Source organism: Ningiella algicola, assembly GCF_028401415.2.
Classification (GTDB): Bacteria; Pseudomonadota; Gammaproteobacteria; order Enterobacterales; family Alteromonadaceae; genus Glaciecola.
The window spans coordinates 404,344-422,702 of record NZ_CP171821.2 but is presented as its reverse complement, the minus strand read 5'-3'; the positions used below and the strand labels follow the sequence as shown (position 1 = coordinate 422,702).

General features: G+C 44.2%; 14 protein-coding genes, 1 tRNA gene and 1 other RNA gene. 4 read left to right on the top strand and 12 right to left on the bottom strand.

Going from position 1 to position 18,359, the window contains the following annotated elements; genetic code table 11:
- The first annotated feature begins 51 nt into the window (after positions 1–51).
- Positions 52–410, top strand: a transfer-messenger RNA (tmRNA) gene (ssrA, locus tag PN836_RS01880).
- Positions 411–431: 21 nt separating this feature from the next.
- Here ssrA and PN836_RS01875 read toward each other — a convergent pair.
- Both PN836_RS01875 and PN836_RS01870 read right to left on the bottom strand, forming a co-directional pair.
- Positions 432–1,328 (bottom strand): hypothetical protein, encoded by an 897-nt coding sequence (locus PN836_RS01875; protein WP_395342855.1) that lies wholly within the window; start codon positions 1,326–1,328, stop codon positions 432–434.
- On the bottom strand, positions 1,325–3,772 hold the full coding sequence (locus PN836_RS01870) for a putative bifunctional diguanylate cyclase/phosphodiesterase (RefSeq protein ID WP_395342853.1): 2,448 nt from the start codon (positions 3,770–3,772) through the stop codon (positions 1,325–1,327). The genes PN836_RS01875 and PN836_RS01870 overlap by 4 nt, the downstream gene beginning before the upstream one ends.
- Positions 3,773–3,949: 177 nt before the next feature.
- Here PN836_RS01870 and PN836_RS01865 point away from each other — a divergent pair, with 177 nt between their 5' ends.
- Positions 3,950–4,693: a hypothetical protein gene (locus PN836_RS01865; RefSeq protein ID WP_395342852.1), complete on the top strand. Its 744-nt coding sequence runs from the start codon at positions 3,950–3,952 to the stop codon at positions 4,691–4,693.
- A 114-nt stretch (positions 4,694–4,807) separates the two neighbouring features.
- Here PN836_RS01865 and rpsO read toward each other — a convergent pair whose 3' ends face one another.
- The 8 genes from rpsO to PN836_RS01825 form a co-directional block, all read right to left on the bottom strand.
- Positions 4,808–5,077 (bottom strand): 30S ribosomal protein S15, encoded by a 270-nt coding sequence (rpsO, locus tag PN836_RS01860; RefSeq protein WP_395342850.1) that lies wholly within the window; start codon positions 5,075–5,077, stop codon positions 4,808–4,810.
- Between the two features lie 147 nt (positions 5,078–5,224).
- Positions 5,225–6,184 (bottom strand): tRNA pseudouridine(55) synthase TruB, encoded by a 960-nt coding sequence (gene truB / locus PN836_RS01855; RefSeq protein WP_395342848.1) that lies wholly within the window; start codon positions 6,182–6,184, stop codon positions 5,225–5,227.
- Between the two features lie 2 nt (positions 6,185–6,186).
- Positions 6,187–6,573: a 30S ribosome-binding factor RbfA gene (gene rbfA / locus PN836_RS01850; RefSeq protein ID WP_395342846.1), complete on the bottom strand. Its 387-nt coding sequence runs from the start codon at positions 6,571–6,573 to the stop codon at positions 6,187–6,189.
- Positions 6,574–6,657: 84 nt separating this feature from the next.
- A complete protein-coding gene (gene infB, locus PN836_RS01845) occupies positions 6,658–9,267 on the bottom strand; it encodes a translation initiation factor IF-2 (protein WP_395342843.1) in 2,610 nt (869 codons plus the stop codon).
- Between the two features lie 23 nt (positions 9,268–9,290).
- A complete protein-coding gene (gene nusA / locus PN836_RS01840; RefSeq protein ID WP_395342841.1) occupies positions 9,291–10,784 on the bottom strand; it encodes a transcription termination factor NusA in 1,494 nt (497 codons plus the stop codon).
- Positions 10,785–10,824: 40 nt separating this feature from the next.
- Positions 10,825–11,283, bottom strand: a complete 459-nt coding sequence (rimP, locus tag PN836_RS01835; RefSeq protein ID WP_395345421.1) for a ribosome maturation factor RimP — start codon at positions 11,281–11,283, stop codon at positions 10,825–10,827.
- A 315-nt stretch (positions 11,284–11,598) separates the two neighbouring features.
- The gene (locus PN836_RS01830; protein ID WP_395342839.1) at positions 11,599–14,538 is read right to left on the bottom strand and encodes a methyl-accepting chemotaxis protein; all 2,940 of its coding nucleotides are present in this window, start codon (positions 14,536–14,538) and stop codon (positions 11,599–11,601) included.
- 778 nt (positions 14,539–15,316) lie between these two features.
- Positions 15,317–15,901, bottom strand: coding sequence for a beta-class carbonic anhydrase (locus PN836_RS01825; RefSeq protein ID WP_395342836.1), 585 nt, complete (start codon positions 15,899–15,901; stop codon positions 15,317–15,319).
- Between the two features lie 204 nt (positions 15,902–16,105).
- Between PN836_RS01825 and lepB the strand changes: the two genes are divergently transcribed.
- On the top strand, positions 16,106–16,522 hold the full coding sequence (gene lepB / locus PN836_RS01820; RefSeq protein WP_395345418.1) for a signal peptidase I: 417 nt from the start codon (positions 16,106–16,108) through the stop codon (positions 16,520–16,522).
- Positions 16,523–17,252: 730 nt separating this feature from the next.
- Positions 17,253–17,579, top strand: coding sequence for a helix-turn-helix domain-containing protein (locus PN836_RS01815; protein WP_395342833.1), 327 nt, complete (start codon positions 17,253–17,255; stop codon positions 17,577–17,579).
- Between the two features lie 192 nt (positions 17,580–17,771).
- Here the strand turns inward: PN836_RS01815 and PN836_RS01810 are convergent.
- Both PN836_RS01810 and PN836_RS01805 read right to left on the bottom strand, forming a co-directional pair.
- Positions 17,772–17,848: transfer RNA gene (locus tag PN836_RS01810), tRNA-Met, on the bottom strand.
- A 143-nt stretch (positions 17,849–17,991) separates the two neighbouring features.
- Positions 17,992–18,291, bottom strand: coding sequence for a 4a-hydroxytetrahydrobiopterin dehydratase (locus PN836_RS01805; RefSeq protein WP_395342831.1), 300 nt, complete (start codon positions 18,289–18,291; stop codon positions 17,992–17,994).
- Positions 18,292–18,359: the final 68 nt, after the last annotated feature.

Genomic DNA, 18,359 nt, shown 5'->3' with positions numbered 1-18,359 from the left:
CTTTGTGTTGGTTATGTCCCTATAAACTGTGCTATAATCTCGAATTACATCGGGGCTGCTCTGGATTCGACAGGATTCAATGATGCCGGAGGTGCATGCAGAGGTGCGGTTGGCCTCTTTAAAAAGCCGCAAAAAAATAGTCGCAAACGACGAAAACTACGCACTAGCAGCTTAATAACCTGTATAGGCCCTTCCACTTCAGCCGTTGTTCATTCGTGAAGGTTTGGAAGGTCATACTAATGAACTAGCGAGGGAAACTTGTCTAAGGTTGAACCGCGAAATAGTATTAGGCCAGCCCGAAGAAATCCTGTTTGTCGGAGTTCATAGGGTTAAATAAAAGGCAAACTAAGCATGTAGTACCAAAGGTTGACGCTTTCTGGACGGGGGTTCGACTCCCCCCAGCTCCACCACCTTCTTTTTACTTCCCAGCACTAATTGAAATACGCGTACTTATCCACATCATTGAGCTGGAACCATAGTTCTGGGTCTTCGTGGTTCACGTTCTCTGGTAAAAAAGGATTTTCTAGCTCGATGATCGTCCGCTGAGCCATATGTACACCCCGAATATAGTCTGCATAATATCCGTAAAATAACGTGTTAAATCGACCGTTACGAATGAGTTTATCCATGCCTAAATGCAGTCTTTTCGCTAACTCAGAGTTTTCATTATTGACATAGAAAAAGTCTACTTGTGGATACTTCAACGCGATGGTTGTTTCCATCACAATTTCAGGATGAGTAGAGCGCCTCAAAAGCGTTTCATCATAAGCTTCGTAAACGCTGCGCGATAGAAAATCAAAGCGTTTGTGGGAGAGCATCTCAAAAAGTGATTCATAACTATTGCTGGTAATAACCCTTGCAAAATTGTGCTGCATTACCGGTAAATCACCCCAATCTGAACCAAAGCCTGTGCTAAAAACATTCAGGTCAATAAGGGAATCAATCTCTTTAAATTTTGCTAGATTGTCTTTGTGAACCAGCAATATGCGCCAGCCGAGCAAGCCTTTTCGAATAGGAAAAGGAATTGGCGTGAGTGCGTTATTTGTATCCTCGGTCACGGGTAACCAGGCAACATCAATTTCACCCGTTCCTTCGCTTAGCCATGCTATCTGACGATTCTGACTTAAGCCACCTACATCGACCAATTTACATTCGCCAAACTCATCTTCCGTTGCTTTTAGAATTTGATATAGCAGTTGCCGCGGATATTCATGCCTTGCATCAGCCGCATCTTGCTTTCCTGGGTGGCGAATTTCGCACGCCAAAACTGTTTGAGTAGTCAGAACAAGACTTAGCGAACAAATGAGTAAAATTCTTACGAATATCATGCGGAATGTTTAGGGTTTTCTGAGGCGTCTGCTGGTGATAACAAATACTGCTTTTCAAAATCTTCGATATCAAGCGGTTTACTAAAATAAAAGCCTTGCAGTAACAAATCCCCGTTTAGCATCAACCATTCAACCTGTTCTTGTGTTTCCACGCCCTCTGCCACTGTGACGAGCCCTAAGTTACGCGACAGTTGGATAATTGAGCGAACTAAGTTTTCGTCTTGCTTATCAACCGTAATGTCGTTAATGAACGAGCGGTCAATTTTGAGCTTATCAACCGGTAGGTCTTTTAAATGACTTAATGAGCTATAGCCTGTGCCAAAGTCATCCAGCGAAAATGAGATGCCCATTTTCTTCAGGCTCACAATTTTCTTGATCGTATCGGCCATGTTATTTAAGGCAACGCTCTCAGTTATCTCAAACTCTAAACGCTTGCCGGACACTTTATGCTTCAACAGCACGCGCGACACAGCTTCTATAAAGTCGGGCTTAGCCAGTTGCTTGGCGCTAATGTTTACCGCAATTTTAAAGTCTTCAGTTAATAGTTCGCGATCTTCAAGTTCCACAATATAGCGACATACACTGTTTAAAATCCGCTCACCAACATCAACAATCAATGCACTTTCTTCGAGGAAAGGTATAAATTCAGCCGGGCTGACAACTTTACCGTCTTTCTTCCATCGCATCAGCGCTTCCGCGCCATTTAAACGATGTGTGTCTGTATCTACGATAGGTTGTAGCACAAAATAAAATTCGTCGCGGAACATTGCTTTCATAATGTCTCGCTCAAGTTTAAGCAGCTCAGCCGCTTGAGCAGCCATTTCTGTTTTAAACATTGTCACTTTATTACGTCCAGTGCGCTTTGACTCGTACATCGCAGTATCTGCGAACTGCAAAATTTCATCCGCGCTGGCCTGGCCTTTTTTAAATACTATTACACCAATACTGGCGGTAAGCGCATAGCTGTGAAGGCCAATTTCTATCTCTTTATTGATACAGGCGCGCAGTCGTTCACCCAGCACTTCTGCACCCTCTGTCGCCACAGATAAATTCTCAGAGACATCTTCTTCGATGCATAGGAATTCGTCAGCACCAAGGCGCGCAATAAGGTCAGAAAACGAAAATTCTTTTTGTAATCGTCGAGCCAGCTTAACGATTAGCTGGTCACCTACACTATGACTTAAGGTATCGTTGATGCGCTTAAACTGATCTAAGTCAGCTATAGCAGCAATACCGTACATTCCGTGGTCATCGCTACGCTGTTTATTAAGTACTTCATATACTTTGTTTCTATTCGGCAAAGACGTGAGCGTGTCGTAGTAAGCCAGTGACTCTATTTTTTCCTCTGCTTTTACCCGCTTCGTTACGTCAGATGAAGTAACCAAAATACTGTGGCCGTCAGGGGTTTTGAATTTGACCATTGTCAATTCCATAAAACACTCTGCCCCGCCAGCGTTTCTCATAGGAACAATATTGCTCACTTGTCGGCGCGAGGACGAAATAAAGTCTTTCATAATATCGAGTAAATCAGGATCAATGGGGCTGATTACATCTTCAGCGCAGCGCCCTTTAAGTTCGTAAATACTGTAACCATAAAAAGAAGCAGTCGATTTATTCGCGAATACAAAATCAAGGTTATTGTCCAGGGAGTAAATGAGTGATGGTGCCGTATCGAGTATCAGCCTAAATCGCTGCGAACGCTCGGTTAACAGAATTTGGCCGGAAGAAATGCGTGAAAGCATATCGTTTGCAGCATTTACAATAAGTGAGAATTCATTTTTTTCATGCCCAACAACGTGGCTGATTTGCTGAGACGCAATTGAAGCAGTATTGACCTGTTGAAAGCGTTTAGACAAGCGCACCAGTGGTGCTGCCAGTGAAAAATGATAGAGAATACTCAGTACAAGAGTGAGCAAGATATATCCGGCGACCGCGATGGCAAAGGCGCGGCTTGCTCTATCGTATACACCTGAAAGAGCAATATGATTATCAATTATCAATACCATCTCACCGTAAATTTGAGGACGCCCATCTGCCAGCGTTTGTCCGGTGAGTAATACAGATGATTTGGTGAAGTTTTCGGCGACTAGAGACAGAAGTGGGTTGTAGGATGTATTAACGGCGACGTTACCGTCCACTTCCTGACGAGAAAAGTCCGCCATAATGTTGCCACGGTCATCTATGATCGAGACATAGTGAAAGAAATCGAAATACGATAAACCGTCAATAACCTGCTGCGCCATGGGATTATCTAAAAGATACACTGCATTGCTTGCAGAGCCGCGCGCTGAGGTGACAATGGAATCAATGGTTTGTTTGACTTCTGCTTGACGCTCTCGAAAATCGAACAGAGTCTGCAAAAAAGCCATCACCAATCCGAGGCTAATCAAAATAACTAGACTGCGTACCGCCAAGGTAAATGACAGTTTCTTATTTAGTTTCATAACACTCAGATTCTCTCATAGAGCCCACATCATATATTATGTGGCTTGAAATTGGCAAACATAAGCCTGTTATATCCTGAATTATCGGTATACTAGTGCAAAACATTTAGCGGATAGTGTTACATATTGTATGATATGTGCAGTTTATCCTATTCAAATACATGCTAGAGGAAATACATGGCTCCTAGTTCAAATGATTCTGACTTTGCTCCTATCAACGTCGACGCCAGCGATCGCATTCCTGTTGGCGCTAAAAAGTCACAAGCAAAAAAGGCGCCCTCTTCTGGTTCTGGCGGCGGTGGTTCTGGGAAAGGGCTGGTTATCATCAGTTTACTCATCGCACTTATCGCCACTGCAGGATGTGCTTACCTTTACACCGAGCTTCAAAAGAGCCAAGAGACGATTATTGCTAATCAAAACCGTTTGCAGTCGCTGGAAAACAGGCTCTCAGCAACGGGCGAAGAGATGGGGAACTCGACAGTCGCCTTGCAGGTGAAAGTAAGCGAGCTTTCAGATAAAACAGAAGAGCTTTGGGACCAAATGGATAAGCTTTGGGCGTCTGCTTGGAGGCGCAACCAAGAACAAATTAAAGAGCTCAACAGTAAAGTGGTGACTGTGCAAAGCTCAGTGAGTGATGACGTAAGCGAAATCACTCAAAAAGTAAATGCTGCTCAAAGTGCCAATCAACAGTTAATTAGTCGAATAGATAGCTTAAACAGCAAATTGACTGAGCAGGCAAATAACTTGTTAGCGGTGCAAGTCGAATACGAGGGCTTTGGTGAAACGAGCAATGCACAGGCGCAAACCATGAGAGCCCTAGAAGAAAAAATACTACTGCTTGAGAAACGCAATACAACCTTGCTTCAAAAGCTCAATGAATTAGAGGGGCAAGTGGAAGAGTTAACCGTAAAAACCATCTGATCGCTAGCTCTGGATGCCAAGGTCAGACAAGTCCTAAGTTTTCATGCGCACCAAAAAGAAAAGCCGCTCTTTCTAGAGCGGCTTTTTCGTTTGAAGTCTTTCAAGCTATCGCGACTATCGGCGCAGACCTAACTTAGAAATAAGATCTTGATAACGATCTAGGTTTTTACCTTTAAGGTAGTCCAAAAGTTTACGGCGTTGAGATACCATACGCAATAGACCGCGACGTGAGTGGTGATCTTTCTTGTGATCTTTAAAGTGACCTTGAAGTTTATTGATGTTGTGAGTGAGTAGTGCAACTTGAACTTCAGGTGACCCTGTGTCGCCTTCTTTTGTGCCGAATTTGGCAACGATATCTGCAGTTTCTTGAGTACTTAGTGACATTATGTTCTCCATTAAGTTAAAAGGATGGCCCGATCACTAATTCAGTGCCATCGAAAGAGCGCGTAGTATACTGTCTTTGTTTTAAAATACAAGCGTAGCAAAAGACCTTAAAAAGACGACCTATTTGCTAGTCGAAGCACAATGCTATCAATCGTGACTTTGCTCCGGGTAAACCACTAATCGCTTCGCTTGCAGTGCCAGCTCATCGGTCAGGGTCGCAACACCCAAAAAACGCTCGTGGGGGCCGTAGACCCGCATTACTTGCCCTGCCAATGACTGTTCAGCATGACTAAATGCGTCTGCAGCTATCTGTTGCCCATGTTGTAATTGTGCCATATCGTACTCAGATAATATTACGGGCGCTAGTGACCGAACAGGCAAATCCATGGGCAGTAGCAAGTTATCGAGCATTTGATGCTTTTGTTCGGTTGATTCGATTTCTGACACAAGCTTTTGATAGTGAGAAACGCTATGCATTTGCTCTGGAAAGTCGGCCACGCCAGTTCGTCGTAGTTCAGCAACATGCGCTCCGCATCCTAGCAATTGCCCAAGATCATCTACGATAGTGCGAATATAGGTGCCCTTCGAACAATGTATTCTAAGTTTCAGCAAATCACCCTCAAAGCTTAGTAGCTGATTGCTGTAAACATTGATTTTTCTCGCGTCTCTTTGAATATGAATACCTTTGCGAGCGTAATAATACAAAGGTCTGCCTTCATGTTTGAGTGCTGAAAACATGGAGGGCACCTGTTCAATGTTACCGATAAAGCTTTTTAAAGCGTCTTTGATCTGAGGGAGGTCAACGTTCACGGGTGCTTCGCTTACCACCTCACCATCTGCATCGGACGTGTCGGTTCGAACACCCAATTTTGCCACTACTTCGTAGGTCTTGTCTGCGTCCAACAAAAACTGTGAAAACTTAGTGGCCTCGCCAAGACAAACGGGCAACATGCCTGTTGCCAAAGGGTCAAGTGCTCCAGTATGGCCAGCTTTTGCTGCACCATATAAGCGCTTTATATGCCCGACAATGTTATTTGAGGACTCTCCCGTGTGTTTATCAATGAGCAAAATGCCGTTTACTGCTCTTCCCTTTCGACGCCTTGCCACCGCTAATCGTCATCCTGCTTTTTTGCCTTGTCCTGCGCAATAGCATCATTCACTAAAGCGGAAATTCTTGCGCCCTCTACAATGGACGTATCGCGAACAAAATGAAGTGCTGGCACGTTTCTCATTCGCACTCGCTTGCCTAATAAGCCGCGAACAAAACCTTTGGCATCTTGTAATCTGGCCATGTCGGCTTCAATTTTTTCTTCATCTGATATATAGAACGTAATAAATATCTTCGCATGACTTAAATCTCTAGAAACCTCTGCGCCAGAGACAGTAATCATCCCTACTTCAGGCTCTCGATGTTTAAATTCATGCTGTAGAATACTTGCAACCTCTTTGTGAACTTGCTGCGCAACTCTATCGGTTCTTGAGAATTCTCTCGACATAATTAACCTTTTTTTAAATGAAAACGCAATGGAAAAAAACGGAGGCAAATGCCTCCGTTTCACGCTTATTTACCTGCTAACAAGCTAAAGTTGACGCTGTACCTCAACGACCTCAAAGACCTCAATTTGATCACCAACTTTAACGTCGTTGTAGTTCTTAACGCCTATGCCGCACTCAATGCCTTTTTTCACTTCTTGCACGTCGTCTTTAAATCGACGCAGTGACTCAAGCTCGCCCTCGTAGATCACCACGTTCTCACGTAATACGCGGATTGGATTGCTACGTTTGATCGTACCTTCTGTCACCATACAACCAGCAATCGCGCCGATTTTAGGTGATTTAAATACATCGCGAACTTCAGCAAGGCCAATAATTTCTTGTTTAAACTCTGGCGCAAGCATACCGCTCATTGCTTGTTTTACTTCATCAATTAATTCATAAATAATGCTGTAATAACGCAAGTCAATTTCATCAGCTTCAATCGTTCTGCGCGCAGTTGCATCGGCACGTACGTTAAAGCCAACGATAATAGCATTTGAAGCAGCGGCAAGTGAGGCATCCGTTTCCGTAATACCGCCAACACCGCTGCCGATAATATTTACTTTAACTTCGTCTGTTGAAAGCTTCGTTAAGCTCTCAGAGATTGCTTCAATCGAACCTTGAACATCTGCTTTCAATACAATATTCAAATCAGAAACATCACCACTTTCCATATTGGCAAACATGTTTTCAAGTTTCGCTTTTTGTTGTTTCGCCAGTTTAAGCTCACGTTGTTTAGTGTGGCGTTTTGCCGCTACTTCACGCGCTTTTCGCTCATCCTTAACCACGAGTGCATCTTCGCCAGCTATAGGAACACCTGAGAGGCCCAGCACTTCTACGGGCGTTGATGGACCCGCCACCTTAATTTCAGTACCGTGCTCATCTCGCATCGCTCGTAAGCGTCCATATTCCTCACCACATAGCAAGATATCGCCAGGTTTTAATTGTCCTTCCTGAACAAGCACTGAAGCCACCGGTCCACGGCCCTTATCGAGTCGTGACTCAATTACGATTCCGCGTGCAGCGCCAGAATCAACCGCTTTAAGGTCTAGTACCTCAGCTTGCAGATTGATGGCATCAAGTAGTTCATCAATGCCCATGCCGGTTTTTGCCGAAACATGCACAAACTGATGCTCACCACCCCACTCTTCAGAAATCACTTCTAATTGAGACAATTCCGTTTTAACGCGGTCTGGATCAGCCGCTTCTTTATCCATTTTATTAACCGCAACGATTAAGGGCACGCCTGCTGCGCGAGAATGCTGAATCGCTTCTTTGGTTTGCGGCATAACGCCATCATCGGCAGCCACGACCAAAATAACAATATCGGTTGCTGTGGCGCCACGTGCTCGCATAGCGGTAAACGCGGCGTGACCAGGTGTATCCAAAAATGCAATGCGGCCTGAATCAGTTTCGACGCTATATGCACCAATATGCTGGGTTATTCCACCTGCTTCGCCATCTGCCACTTTGGCTCGGCGAATGTAATCAAGTAATGAGGTTTTGCCATGGTCAACATGCCCCATAATGGTTACCACAGGCGCACGAGTAACAAGCTCTCCGTCATGACTTTTTGCGATTAACTCATCTTCTAAGGCATTTTCATTTACCAGCTCATACTTATGGCCCATTTCTTCGACAACAAGCACGGCTGTTTCTTGATCGAGCACTTGGTTAATCGTAGCCATCTCGCCCATTTTCATCATGGTTTTGATGACTTCGGTTCCCTTCACTGCCATTCGGCTTGCCAAGTCTCCAACCGTAACGGTTTCACCTAATTTGACCACACGTTCTACTGGTGTCACAGGTTTGGTAAAGCTTTGTTTCAAATGTTCACCAGCGTTCTTCTTGGACTTTTTGCGACGACGGCTACCGCGTTCAACCTGCATATCCTCTTCATCTTCTGCCTCTTGCGCATAGCGATTTGAGTGAAGATGAACTTCTTGTGCTTCTTCTTTTTTGCGTTGCTCTTCTTCTTCTTTCCAGCGCCGTTCGTTCTCTTCGGCTAGCTTACGTGCTTCTTCTGCAGCCGCTTTTGCATCTTCTTCCAGCTTGCGCTGAACTTCTTCTTCTTGCTGCTTCTTAATTCGCTCTTCTTCTGCGCGAGCTTCTTCAAGTGCTTTCTTTTCTTCGTCAGTTAAGGTCGACTCAGAGGCCCTGCGCTCTTCTGCTTCTTTTTTAGCTTTCTCTGCACGTGCTTGACGCTCTGCTTCTTGTGCTTTGCGTGCTTCTTCTGCTTTACGCTGCTTTTCTAGAGCAGCTGCTTTCGCCGCTTCTTGCGCCTTCTCTTCAGCTTCTCGCTTGATCCGCGCTTCTTCTTCTTTGCGCTTAGCTTCTTCTTCAGCAAGACGCTTTTCTTCAATATCGCTGCGCTTAACATAGGTACGCTTTTTACGCACTTCTACCTTCACCGCGCGAGATTTACCTAGACTGATCGTGCTAGTGGTTTTGCGTTGCAGTGTCATCTTTTTAGGTGCTTGTGCACCCGCGCCACCGTGCTGCTTATTTAAAAAATCCAGTAACTTTTGTTTTTCTTCTTCGGTTACTTGATCACCAGGCTTTTTCTCAACGCCTGAATCTTTAAATTGTTGTACTAAACGGTCAACGGCGGTGCCAATATCACTCGCTAACTTTTCAATGGATACTTCTGCCATAGTGTTATTCTCTCCCCTTGACCTTACTCTTCATTAAACCAAACAATGTTACGCGCAGCCATTATCAGCTCGCCTGCTTGTTCTTCGGTCAATTCCTCTATGTCGCTAATTTCGTCGGTGCCTTGCTCAGCTAAACCTTCGAGGTCGGTAATACCGCGACTCGCTAAAATATAGGCAACATGTCTATCTAAGCCTTCCAAATCAAGCAGTTCTTGCTTAGGCTCTGACGCTTCTAATGTTTCTTCGTTGGCAAGTGCTTGCGTAGTAAGTGCCGCTTTTGCGCGCGAACGCAACTCTTCAACAATGTCTTCATCCAGCCCGTCTATTTCCAACATCTCTGCAGCCGGAACGTAGGCGACTTCCTCAATAGTAGTGAATCCTTCCTCAACTAACATGAGTGCGAAGTCTTCATCTATATCAAGATGCTGTGTAAACAGTGCTAATACTTTTTCATTCTCAGCTTGGTGCTTTTCGTTCATGTCATCAATGGTCATCACATTGATATCCCACTCCGTAAGCTGACCCGCTAAACGAACATTTTGTCCGTTTCGACCAATCGCCTGAGCAAGATTGTCGCTTTCAACAGCTACGTCCATGGAACGTGCATCTTCATCAACAATAATGGATGCAACCTCAGCCGGCGCCATTGCATTAATCACATAAGATGCAGGATTTTCATCCCACAACACGATATCAACGCGCTCACCGCCTAACTCACTGGATACTGCTTGCACTCTTGATCCACGCATACCCACGCACGCCCCAACAGGGTCTAAGCGTCGGTCGTTAGTTTTCACCGCAATCTTCGCACGCGCACCTGGATCTCGTGCTGCAGCTTTAATCTCAAGCGTTTCTTCCGCAATTTCTGGCACTTCTAAACGGAACAGCTCAACGAGCATATCTGGGTGTGTGCGACTGATAAACAGTTGAGCACCTCTCGCTTCTGGGCGAATCACGTAAAGTAAACCACGAACTCGATCTCCCGGGCGGAAGGTTTCGCGGGGTAACATGTCATCTCTGAAGATGACACCTTCCGCGTTGTTGCCAAGGTCAACAATTACATTATCGCGATTGACCTTTTTGACGGTGCCGGTAACTAATTCGCCGACGCGGTCTTCGTACTCAGCAATCATTTGCGCTCGCTCTGCCTCTCGCACTTTTTGCACGATGACTTGCTTAGCCGTTTGCGTAGTAATTCTGTCAAACGCGATGGATTCGATTTGCTCTTCAACATAATCGCCCAACTGAATGTCTGGCTCGTCAATTTGCGCGGCAGAAATGGTGATTTCGGCGTATGGATTTTCTTGCTCTTGCTCGTCTTCAATGACAAGCCATCGTCTGAAAGTGTCAAAGTCGCCCGTTTCTCTGTCAATTGAGATGCGAACTTCAATGTTACCTTCATTCTTTTTCTTGGTTGCGCTGGCAAGGGCAAATTCAAGTGCTTCAAAAATCTTCTCTCGTGGCACTTGTTTTTCGTTGGAAACCGCCTCTGCAACTAATAGTATCTCTTTGCTCATATATTCTTATTGTTTACTCGCAGGTAAACATCTCCGTATATTAATCAAATTTTGGAACCACATTGGCTTTGCTAATGTTGCCAATAGGAATTTCAAACGTGTCGTTATCAACTTTTACTGATATGTGCGTTGAGGAACTGCTCTGCAGCTGCCCTTTAAAATTACGACGACCGTCTTGAGGCAGCGATAACTTAATCGATACATCCTCACCGACACAGCTTGCATAATGCTGCGGCTTAAAAAGCGGTCTATCTAAACCAGGAGAGGAAACCTCAAGATTATATTCCGTCGTTATAGGGTCTTCAACATCTAGCACTGCGCTTACTTGATGACTTACCTCTGCACAGTCATCAACATCGACACCGTTCTCACCGTCGATATAAATGCGCAATGTCGAGTGTTTTCCTGCTCGAACAAACTCAAGGCCTACAAATTCAAAACCTAAAGCCTCTACAGGCGCGCCTAACATTTCAGTTAATTTTTTTTCTAACTGAGACAAGCATTTTCTCCACAAATAAAAAAAGGGCATATAGCCCAATTCTGCAAATAGATTAGTGTCTAACGACCTCATATTGGTGCCTAAAGACAAAAATCTAAAAACAAAAAAGCCCCGAACAAGCGGAGCCTTTTTAAGAATTCTTTTACCAGTTACCTGGTAGACAGCCAGTTAGCAAGGCTTAAAAAAACCTGCATTCTCGACCTGCCGCTCGCGTTAAATACAACCTTGAACATGAAACGAATCCATGCAGTTTGTATAACGGCGAGCATTATAACGGCTAGCGCCTTTAGACGCAAACCTTAATCGTCGTGTTGTCTAACTCGCTTTGGCTAATGGTGTGATAATAGAATGTGTATCCGTATCGAAAAACTCCATCAACTCACTCATACCCTTGGCCTGACTGCCTAGCTCTTCGCTTGCAGCCGCTGCCTCTTCTACCATAGCGGTATTTTGTTGCGTAAGAAGCTGAAGTGATTCTATTGCCCGATGAATTTCATCAATGCCCGTGCTTTGCTCTCCTGCAGCGGTGGATATTTCACCAACAATACTGCTGACATTTTCAACTTGCTTGATAATTTCCTCTAGCGTAATACCAGATTTGTGGACAAGTTCTGAGCCCGCTTCAACTTTACTTAAACTGTCTTCAATCAAGCGTTTGATTTCTTTCGCAGCATTGGCACTTCTGCCTGCTAAATTACGCACCTCACTTGCAACAACTGCAAACCCTCTACCTTGTTCGCCTGCTCGTGCGGCTTCTACCGCTGCATTAAGCGCAAGTAGATTCGTTTGAAAAGCAATTGAGTCAATCACGCTTATGATATCGCCTATCTTACTGCTAGAGCTGTTGATTTCTTCCATTGCATTGACGGCTTGTTTAACCACTTGACCGCCATGCTGAGCCTGTTCTTTGGCTTTGGTAACAATAGCATTTGCATGACCTGCGTTGTCAGCCGTATGTTTCACCGTCGAGGTTATCTCATCCATGCTTGCCGCCGTTTGCTCCAAGTTGGATGCTTGTTGCTCTGTTCTAGCACTCAAACTACTGTTACCAGAAGCGATATCTTCTGCGCCCGCACTCACCGTTACGGATGCCTGCTGAATCTCATGGACGACTTCAGTGAGCTTTTCTACCGTTGCATTGGTGTTCGTTTTTAACAAATTAAACCGTCCGGGGAAATCGGTCGTGATGCTTTGATTAAGTTTACCTTGTGAAAGCGCCTCTAATACTCTCTCAGTTTCGCTGAAAACATCAGTGATTGCATCTATAGAGCCGTTAAGCTTCACTTTTATATCATCAAGCTGCCCGGGTAAATGCGCATTTACACGCGCTGACAGTTCACCTTTAGCGACAGACGCCATGACTGAATCAATCTCGCGCAATGCGCCATCAACAGATGTCATGGCAGAATCAGCCTGCTGTCCAAGCGCTTTATACTCTCCTACCAAATCAGCTTTAATGCGATAAGTAAAGTCACCCGCACTCATGGCTGAGGTAAGCTGAGAAATATGGCCAATTGCGCTGGCAATTGCCTGTGCAGAATGATTTACGCCATCTTTTAGTCTTGCAAAATCACCATTCATCTCGCGATTTATCTTCTGACTAAAATCACCTTGCGCGAGCGCGTCAACTACCTTAGTAACTTCCTTTACAGAGTCTTCCATTGCCTGAGCAGAGGCATTCACACCTTCTTTTAGAGTTAACAAATTGCCCTTAAAGTCAGACTGCACACGCTTCTCAAAATCACCATTTGCCATCGCCGTTACGGTATCATTAGTTTCTTTTATCGAAACCTCCAAATGCGCAAACAAAGTGTTTAAGCTCGTGGCAGATTCTCCAATTTCGTCTTCTCGAGTGACTTTTACTCGGCGACTGAAATCTGTATCGCTGGAAATTGATGTAATAGCGGCTTTCATATCCTCTACCGGCTCTAGGATTCGCTTAGTTACCTTCATTGCGATAAACACAATTGCCACAACCACAAGCAAACCTATCGCTAGAATAATCCAGCGTAAACGAGACGCCGCAGCATATGCTTCGTCAGTTTCCATTTCCGCAATTAACGCCCAATCGAGAGAACCAAACTTTACCGGAATATATCCCGATAAAACCGACTCTCCCTTGTAATTCTCTATTTCAAGCACGCCGCCCTCACCTTTAAGCGCCAGGTTTACCGCTTCTGTATCAACAGAGTTTTGGTTTCTAAAAGAAGCATCAACACTGTACTCGTCGGGAAACTTATGTGAATCAGAACGCATTAGTTTGTCTTGCCCAACTAAATATGACTCTCCTGTTTCGCCCAAGCCGCGTCGCTCTGACATAACATCAGTAATAATATCCAGTGGCATTTGGAAAATGAGCGAGCCAAGGCGCACGCCGTCCTTAAAAATCGGAGAAGCAATAAAACTGGCGGGCGCTTCGTATGATGGTGTGTACTGAGCGTAGTCAATTAAGACATGTTCGTTTGCATTTGGAATGTTTAACGATGCCTGAAAGGCCTGACCCAAGCCACTGCTTGCGTATGCACCATTTATTAAATTAGTCGCATAGTCGAGTTCTTTGTAGACCGAATAAACGACGTAGCCTTGAGTATCAACAAGGAAGATGTCGTAGTACGAAAACTTTTCCAGGTATTCTTTGAAGGTAAGATGAATAAGCTCATGAGCTTTGTCATAATCTGAGTCAAGCGCTGAACGATACATTTCATGCTTATTGCCAAGTGCTGCCGGGTTTTTCTCTATATAAGCATGTTGCAGCACTACCGCTTCCGGATTAAGTGAGTTGATAAGTGCATTTGTATCCACACTATCGCCATTATTAATGGATTGGTACTGGGGCAAAAACTCTGCATTGTAATAGCGCGACAATTCACTTTTAAGGCGATCTAATTGTGGCTTAACATCGCCCGAAGACGCAAGCGCATCGGATTTCAAGGACTCATCAACCACCTGATAAAAAGCTTGTGTAATGGATTCAAGATTTATTGCTAAGTTAGGATCGTCGGAGGCAGTGATGACTTGATTGACGATAGTGCTACCGTATTTTTCTATCGATACCACCTTATTGGCTTTGAGTGCCTCTAGGTTCTGACTGACCATGTTAGTTGCCATTGAACTTGAAAGCCAAAGTGCAATGATGCCAATGGCAAGCAAAGGCACCATACCAACGACTAAAAACGTTTGCATGAGCTGGCGTCGCAACGTTCCTTTTTCTCCGACAACGTTAACAAGATCAGCTTTATTCAAGAAACCCAACATATTGATTCGCCTTGATTTATTATAATTTACAACGGATTTAGAACATAATCAGCGCGCCACATTGAAGCTGAGCGCGAAATAGTCCTAAGGTGGATATCGGCACGTGATAACTTTGTCTTAGTAAAAATAGACGGTTTGGCAACACTTGAATATGCAGAGTTTGCATGTCAGAGGCTATGTTTCTTTCACACTAGTCGTGCTCAATATTCGGAATCGCTAGATGCGCAGCAAACAACCCGGTTGAGTGAAAGGATGGCCATCATACTTGATGCAATAAATCGCTTGAGCAACGATCGTAATCATTTGCTTAGAGCGATTTCTTATGAAATTCTCATTAACCTTAATCGTTGGTATGCTTTAAGCTATGGCTATAGCTTAGACGGGCTTGCTGAATCGATGGTGTCTAAATTTTGGGCTTCGATGGAGCAGCGGTACCTCGAAACACATAGAGTACATGAATATGTAAATGCACTAGGATTGACACCTAGCCATCTCAGCTTTCTATGCATAACACACTTGTTACAGTCCGCGCGTTGTATGATTGAAAGCAGATTTATAGCAGAAGCGAGTCAGTTATTGGTGCATACACAACAAAGTGAAGGGGCTATAGCAAACTACTGAGGATATTTTGACCAATCTTACTTTAGTCGAACTTTAAAGATAGTAAATAAGGTGTCACCCTTTTACTATCGATGCGATGGCGAACATTTGATTCACTAATCAACAATAACCATAAAACAACAGATGATGCGGTTATTGCTGATTGAGAAGCTCGGAGCTAAATGTCAACTGAGCCCGCTGTAGTTGCGTCATGGACTTCTACTAACTTACCTGTTTTGCAGTCGTAAATATAACCATAAATAGGAATATGCCTCGGCACCATGCTGTTTGCGCGAATACGTTCTACGTCTTCCACAACACTTTTTGCATTGTCTTTGAAAGTAAGCCAATTTATGTATTTGCCATCCTTGCTGCCACCCTCATTTTTAACATTACGCCAACCATTTTCATCTACGGTTGCGGTAACCAAGCTTTCTTCAAGTAGATCTCCCATAATCTCGCTATTAAATAGCTCCATGCCGCAATCTGTATGATGAATGACAAACCATTCGTTTGTGCCGAGTAACTTATGCGAAATTACGAGTGAACGGATGGCGTCATCGCTTGCTCTTCCGCCAGCATTTCGAATGACATGTGCGTCACCCTCAGCTAGACCCGCGTACTTTGCTGGGTCTAAGCGAGCATCCATGCAAGTTAAGATTGCAAAGCCCCTTGCAGGTGGCAATGCCAGTTCTGATTTATCACCAAAGCTCTTAGCATATTCGGAATTTGCGGCAAGTACTTCTGATTTTATTTTACTCATTATGTGACCTTTTTATACGAGTGTTAGTTTGACAGTATAGTGTCCATCTGAAGGTGAAAGATACCAAGATGAAATAGCAATTTGTTCTTTTAAAGTCACAATTAATATAATGTAGGCTGCAATAAGCGATGGTAGGCTGTTTAGCTTCCCTTCACATATTTTTTAGCGTGATGCAGTTGCGCTCAGGCAGCAAAACGAGGCGATATTGCTATCTTCACCTATCCTAACGATCGCACAAAATATTACATCAAGCGCATTGTTGGCCTACCCGGCGACCGCATACGCATAGAAGGCCGACAGGTTTTTATAAACTCAATACCCTTATCAAACAATAACTTCCATCAAGATGTACAAAATGCCCAGACGCCTATTATTACAGAAAAATCAGGTAATGTTGTTTATCAGGTGCGGTGGAATGGCCGCTATAACAAAGGTGTTGAAGAGTTTGTGGTGCCTAACGGAGAAGTCTTTGTATTGGGCGACAACCGCGGCAACAGCAAAGACTCTCGATATTTCGGCACTGTTCCGTTGAGGGATGTGGTAGGCAAAGCTTCACAAGTCTGGATGTCGCGTTCAGATACAGGATTTCGTTGGGAGCGCGTTGGTTTGGCGCTTGAGTAAAGTTGGTGGTTTGTTCATACAACTCGCGCTACAGCTATAAATGGCTAGCTAAAATTGCAATAACCTTCAAAGTCATTAATGGCGCATTCTTCTGCATCCTCAATAGTGCTGAATTCCAACTTACTTTTATTTGGGCTTAAGTGTCGTTAATGTCTGCCGTTGCATCAATCCAAACACCGTGCAAATACCCGCAGCTATGTGCTCCCAAACATGCCCTTTTGGGGTGGACAACCCCAGACAAGAAGTCGAGAAAAGCGAGCACAAGATCATATGTTGTGGCTTAAACCAGACAGGGAGAACCGCCCGTCCTGCACAAGCCCAGTCTTTTAGGGGGTGGAAGGATGAGGGATGTCTTGGTGGTGAAATGTTGTGTGATATTTTGACGTTTACCCAAAAGGAGCACTCAATTATTGAATCGAGCGAGCTCGACCAGTTTTCACACCTTACTGAACTTTTAGCCTAGCGCAGCGAAAGACTTCTTAGTAGTCGTGCTTTAGCAGTATCAGCAATTTTCTATCAATCAGCACCGCCACCCTATGAAAGCAAGAAATATGCTTCTCTTTACAGCAAAATTGTTCTCCACACATAAAAGCAACTTATATGTTGCCAAGTATAAAAAAGAAACTAATATGCCTCTTAATGGCAAATAGCACCATATACGTTTCATCATGAATTCACTACTCGAACAGATAAAAAACGCCGTATCGCATTAAAACTCAAGCAGCACGATATGATGTTGCGCGTTGGTATATCGCGCCAGCAATATCAACGTTTAGAATCTAAGGGCAACCCTCGGCTTGATACTCTGGAGCTAGTCGCTCAGGGGCTTAAAAGTGAGTTGCTGCTAATACCACAAGAAAAATTAGATGCTGTGCTGGCGCTCCTGACCGACGATAACCCGACATCTTCTGGAGCTCCAACCAAGCCAAGTCAGACGGGAAAAAAGCTATGGCCTGAAGCCCTGAAAAGGCTACCCATGGACGAAGCACACAAACAAGGACTTAGATCGCATTGGACTAAGCTTCACGACGATTTTAAGATTCAGGCCACGAAGTAAAGTTTGAGGGGGTAAAGAATACTTATAGACCAGGGTAATACTTATATCCCTCTAAAAACAACCGCTCGTTTATGCGACATCTGTAGACTACTAAACCAATACTAAACGAGGAAGAGCTGATACATGTTGAGTCAAACTTGATAGGACTTTCGGACAAAAAAATACCCGCCGCAAAGGGCGAGTATTTTTCAATGGTTGCGGGAGCAGGATTTGAACCTACGACCTTCGGGTTATGAGCCCGACGAGCTACCAGACTGCTCCATCCCGCGTTCGATTCTGGTTTTCGTGAAGAAGCTATTTGCTTGCTTCCCGAAAGAGTGGCGTATTATACATAGCAACAAATGCGATGCAAGCCCGATATTCGTTTATATGTGCGATTTGATTCTAAGTGAACAAAATTCAGACACTATAATTACTGAAAGGTTTCCATTTTTGTTGCTAACTGGAAGTCTAATTCGCTGATCCCATCGACGTCATGGGTCACGAGCTTCACTTCCACTTTGTTATAAACGTTAAACCATTCAGGGTGGTGCTTGAGCTTTTCAGCCCATATTGCAATCTGACTCATCCATCCAAATGCGCGGATGAAACTCTTAAATTTAAAGGTTTTTGATAGCTTTCCTTCCGATAGTATCCAAGGACTATCCCCTGCTAGCTCGTTAAGCTTGGCGAGGGACTCATTTATCTGAGTTTGATCTAGTTTTGTTGCCACGTTTGTTCCCTATTTTGCATAGCTTGCTAAAAAAATAGAGCCCCATAAAGGAGCTCTAATTCATCTTA